We start from the raw sequence: 5,041 nt of genomic DNA on the forward strand, positions 1-5,041 counted from the left end.
CCCGGCGGCACGCGCCGGCCGAAATAGCGCCTGAGCCAGTTCCCGCATTCGAGGAGCAGCGTGCGATAGGCCAGCCGATCGCCCTGCTGCGCCATCGCCATCAGGCGGGCAAGCGATGGCTCATCCGATTTCATGCGAGGCTCTACGGCGGGCGCCAGCGCGAGCCAGCAGCGCATCCAATGACAACCATCCGCCTCCGCGAATGATCAGCACGAGCGCCATCGCTGCCCATAGCGAATGCACCTGCCACCAGGCGTCGGGGTAGACGAAGATCTGGATGACCATGGTCATGCCCAGGAGCGCCAATGCCGAAAGCCGGGTGAGCAGCCCCAGCACGAGCAGGATCGGGAACAGGTGTTCGGAAACGGTCGCCATCACAGCGGCAAGATGGCTCGGCAAGGGCACGCCGCCATATTCGTCCTGGAAGAGAAAGAACGTGTTCTCGCTGATCGTGAACCAGGTGCCTTCGGCAATCTTGGTCTGGCCCGATCGCCAGAAGATCCCGGCCAGCACCACGCGCATGAACGCAAGCACGACGCCTTCCGGGATCCGTCCCGCGAGCCAGTCGATTGTCCGGTTATAAAGGGCAAGAACCCGCATCGCCTATCCCACCCGTTGCAGCGCCCCGGCTTCCATCAGCGCAATCAGCGCGGCCATGATGTCGTCCGGCGACGGTCGATCCTTACGTTCAAATTCGCCGCAGCTCTCCAAAAGGTTACAGATGCTGACCGGCTTATCGACATACGTGAAGATTGCCGACATCACCGAGGTCGCGGGCGAGACAAGCACTTGCTCCTGCGGACGGGTGAGCAGGATGGAATCTGCGTCGCCAAGTCCAGACACTTCCTCGCCGAGGATCTGGTGGACCGCGCGGTCCGTGTGGAGCAGGCGCGCTGCCGGATGGCGCATCAGCACGATGCCGAGCAGCGCATCTTCGCCGACACCGGCAATGTCCGCCAGCGCGAGGATCGCAGCCTCGGCGGCGTGATAGCTTTCCAGCCACGCCCATTCGAATGCGGCAAGATCGCTGGCCGCGCGCGTCTCGCCGACCGCGCTGAGGAAAGCTGCGAAGTCCTGCCCGATATGCGCGAGCGGGCGGGCGGCCACCCCCGGCCAATCGAGATAGCGACGGGAAAGTTCGTTGAATTGCTCATGGCCAAGCAGGACGCGTGTCCGCGGAAACGTGTCTTCCAGCGCGACAAGCCGGGCATGGGATACGGTGTTGGCATGGACTTTCATACCCAGAAGCGCGCGCGTGCGGCCGCCGCGGAACAGTCCGTCCGGAAGGTGCGCCGGACCATGATCGAGGCCGCGCATCATGGCCGCCTGTGTCTGTTCAAGCGAAAACATCTGACCGGCTCCCGGCGGACAGCGCCGCCTGCTCGCTCATGATCGCATCGGCCTTGCGCGCTTCGGCGATGAGCACTGCGTAGTCCGGAATGTTCGTATCCCATTCGATGAGGACCGGCATTCTTCCCGCCAGCTGGATGAAGCGAGAGAACATGGCCCAGGTCGGATCGGAGACCTGCGAGCCGTGGTCGTCGATCAGCAGCGGTCCGTGCTCATGCTCTTCCCGCTTATGTCCGGCCAGGTGGATCTCGCCCACAAGCGCCGGGTCGATGGCGTCGATCATGGAAAATGGATCGAGGTCCAGGTTGGTGGCGGTGACTTCGACATTGTTGATGTCGAACAATATGCCGCAGCCTGCCGCCCGGCACAGGCGGTGCAGGAAATCCGCCTCGTCCATCTCGTCACCGGCAAAGGCGAGGTAGCGCGAGGGGTTCTCGATCAGGAGTGGCCGCCTGAGACAGTCCTGCACGATCGAAACCTGCCTTGTGAAATGGCGGAGCGCCTCTTCGGTATAGGGCACCGGAAGCAGATCGGGATAGCGGTTGTTCGCGCTTCCGCTCCAGCTCAGATGGTCGGAAACCGATGCCGGGGAATAGCGGTCGCACAAAGCCGCAAGCTGATCGAGTTCCTCGCGGTCATGCCCATGTGCGCTGCCCAGCGAAAGGCCGACCGAGTGAAAGCTGAGCGGATATTTTTCGGCGATCGCCGAAAGCCATCGATGCGGCGGCCCGCCCGCGCTGAAATAATTCTGCGGATGCACTTCGACCCAGCCAGGCGAGAAATGATCGTGCGTGACAGGTGGGTGGATGCTGACCGACACGGACTCGAGCACCCGGGCATAGTGCTCGGGTTTCAGTCCAATTCCCACCGAGGGGGGCAGATCGGTCAGGAATTTCATGTCAGCCAGCATCCTTTGCGACCCGAGAGCTTAGCCTCTCCGGGCGGCGGGTAAAGTTGTGGGGCGCCCTGCGTCAGCGCCCCGTTCGCTCGGTCAGCTACGCTTCGGCATGGGGGCTGCGTTGCCCGCATGCGCCTCGAGCGTGCCGCCCACTTTCACGCACTCGCCCTTCGCGACATATTTCCAGGCGTTGCCCTGATAATCGACCGTCGACGTGCCGGCGCAGCTCGTGCCCGGGCCGGCCTTGCAGTCGTTCTTACCCTTCAGCGCCACACCGTAGCACTTTTCCTTGGCCCCGGACGGCGCTTCGGCGCTGGCGGGCGACGAAGCCAAAAGAGCCGCTGCGGCAAGCGATGCCGCGGCGGCGGCGAACTTGGCGGAAGTATTCATGACGATCCTTTCCATGGATGGCGCAAGGCCCTTCGCGCCTCGCATGACCATGTTCGGTGCGGCAAGCCGTCTGGTTACACTTGGGCACAGCATGCCAAGAACACGGGTCCGATCTGGTCGGCCAACCGCGGTGAGGAAGAATCACTGCGACAGCCAATCATGAGCGAGCGCATTTCCTGCGTTATGGCGTTCCTCAGCTGGAATTTTTTGCGCTTGACCCTGACATCATGTCAGGGTGCAAAAGCGGAGATCTCACATGAGGAGCGATTCCATGGCGCAACCCTGCGGCCATCATCAGCATCCGGATGCGGCAACGCCCCCACCGGTTGATACGCCCGAGGCGACGATCTGGACCTGCCCAATGCATCCGCAGATCCGCCAGGATCACCCCGGTGCCTGTCCGATCTGTGGCATGGCGCTGGAACCCGAGACAGTGAGTGCCGAGGCGGGGCCGAGCGCCGAACTTGTCGACATGACTCGCCGCTTCTGGATCGGACTCGTGCTCACGCTGCCGGTGCTGGTTCTGGAAATGGGAGTCCATCTGCTCCCCACGTTCCACGAGTTGGTTTCACCGAGGCTCTCGACATGGCTCCAACTGGCGTTGGCGACGCCGGTCGTGCTGTGGGCGGGCTGGCCGTTCTTCCAGCGCGGCTGGCAATCGGTCAGGACGCGCAACCTCAACATGTTCACGCTGATCGCGATGGGAACTGGCGTTGCCTGGCTCTACAGCGTGGTGGCGACGGCCGCGCCGTCGATTTTTCCGGCCGCCTTCCGGGGCGTGGACGGGTCGGTCGCCGTCTATTTCGAGGCGGCGGCTGTCATCACCGTGCTGGTGCTGCTCGGCCAGGTGCTCGAACTCCGGGCACGCGAGCGGACTTCGGGCGCGATCAGGGCGCTGCTCAATCTGGCGCCAAAGATGGCGCGGCGCATCCGGCAGGACGGCAGCGACGAGGAAGTCGCGCTCGAAGCAGTTGCGGTTGGCGACCGGCTGCGCGTGCGTCCGGGCGAAAAGGTGCCAGTCGACGCCAGGGTGGAAGAGGGCCGCTCGGCGATCGACGAATCGATGGTGACCGGAGAGTCGATGCCCGTCACCAAGGCGGCCGGCGATCCCGTGATCGGCGGCACGCTCAATCGAAGCGGTGCGCTCGTGGTGCGCGCGGAAAAGGTCGGCCGCGACACGATGCTGTCGCGCATCGTCCAGATGGTCGCCGAGGCGCAGCGTTCGCGCGCGCCGATCCAGCGGCTCGCCGATCAGGTCGCGGGGTGGTTCGTCCCTGCCGTGCTGGCGGTGGCAGTCGCCGCTTTCGTCGCCTGGGGCATTTGGGGGCCGGAGCCGCGCCTTGCACATGGCCTTATTGCGGCTGTGGCGGTGCTTATCATCGCCTGCCCCTGCGCGCTGGGGCTTGCGACGCCCATGTCGATCATGGTGGGCGTCGGACGCGGTGCGGGCCTGGGCGTGCTCATCAAGAACGCGGAGGCGCTGGAGCGGCTGGAGAAGATCGATACGCTCGTTATCGACAAGACTGGTACGCTTACCGAAGGCAAGCCCAGCGTTACGCGCATCGTTGTGGGCGAGGGGTGGGACGAGAGCGAATTGCTGCGCCTTGCGGCCGGCGTCGAACGGGCCTCCGAGCATCCGCTCGGCCAGGCCATCGTTGCGGCGGCCGAGGCGTGCAAGCGGGCGCTTCCCGAGGTCAGCAGCTTCGATTCCCCTACTGGCAAGGGCGCGGTGGGGACGGTGGAAGGCAAGAGGATCGTTCTCGGCAACGCTGCTTTCCTCAAGGAAGGCGGCATCGCCACCGATATGCTGAGCGAACAGGCGGATGCGCTGCGCCGCGATGGCGCGACGGCGATCTTCATCGGCATCGAGGAGGCCGCGGCCGGCATCTTCGCCATTGCCGATCCGGTCAGGGAAACGACGCCCGACGCCCTTGCCGCTCTGCGCCGGGAAGGCATCGCCGTGGTCATGCTCACCGGCGACAACCGGACCACGGCCGAGGCCGTGGCACGCCGGCTCGGCATCTCGGAGGTGGAGGCCGAAGTTCTGCCCGACCAGAAGAGTGCTGTGGTCGAACGGCTCAGGCAGGCGGGCAAGGTGGTCGCGATGGCGGGTGACGGCGTGAACGATGCGCCCGCCCTCGCTGCGGCGGATGTCGGCATCGCCATGGGCTCGGGAACGGATGTCGCGATCGAAAGCGCCGGTGTCACGCTGCTGAAGGGCGATCTGACGGGGATCGTGCGGGCGCGCCGCCTGAGCCAGGCGACTATGGCGAATATCCGCCAGAACCTGTTCTTCGCCTTCATCTATAACGCGGCGGGCGTGCCGGTCGCAGCAGGCGCGCTCTACCCCTTCTTCGGCATCCTCCTGTCGCCCATCATCGCGGCCGCAGCCATGTCGCTTTC

5 protein-coding genes are annotated in these 5,041 nt (G+C 64.9%); 1 reads left to right on the plus strand and 4 read right to left on the minus strand.

Features of this window, described 5'->3' with window-relative positions; translation table 11 throughout:
* Positions 1–120 precede the first annotated feature (120 nt).
* From ABS88_RS24260 to ABS88_RS24275, 4 genes are all read right to left on the minus strand, one after another.
* The gene (locus ABS88_RS24260; protein ID WP_286750844.1) at positions 121–600 is read right to left on the minus strand and encodes a DoxX family protein; all 480 of its coding nucleotides are present in this window, start codon (positions 598–600) and stop codon (positions 121–123) included.
* 3 nt (positions 601–603) lie between these two features.
* Positions 604–1,350 carry an HvfC/BufC family peptide modification chaperone gene (locus ABS88_RS24265; RefSeq protein WP_286750845.1) on the minus strand — a complete coding sequence of 249 codons (747 nt, stop codon included), beginning with the start codon at positions 1,348–1,350 and terminating at the stop codon, positions 604–606.
* The gene (gene bufB, locus ABS88_RS24270) at positions 1,337–2,248 is read right to left on the minus strand and encodes an MNIO family bufferin maturase (protein WP_286750846.1); all 912 of its coding nucleotides are present in this window, start codon (positions 2,246–2,248) and stop codon (positions 1,337–1,339) included. The genes ABS88_RS24265 and bufB overlap by 14 nt, the downstream gene beginning before the upstream one ends.
* 93 nt (positions 2,249–2,341) lie before the next feature.
* Entirely contained in the window at positions 2,342–2,638 is a 297-nt protein-coding gene (locus ABS88_RS24275; protein WP_286750847.1) for a BufA1 family periplasmic bufferin-type metallophore, read from the minus strand.
* A gap of 271 nt (positions 2,639–2,909) precedes the next feature.
* Here ABS88_RS24275 and ABS88_RS24280 point away from each other — a divergent pair.
* Positions 2,910–5,041 (plus strand): copper-transporting P-type ATPase (locus ABS88_RS24280; protein ID WP_286750848.1); only part of this gene is annotated, 2,132 nt, incomplete at its 3' end.

It is taken from the genome of Sphingopyxis sp. SCN 67-31 (assembly GCF_001725095.1).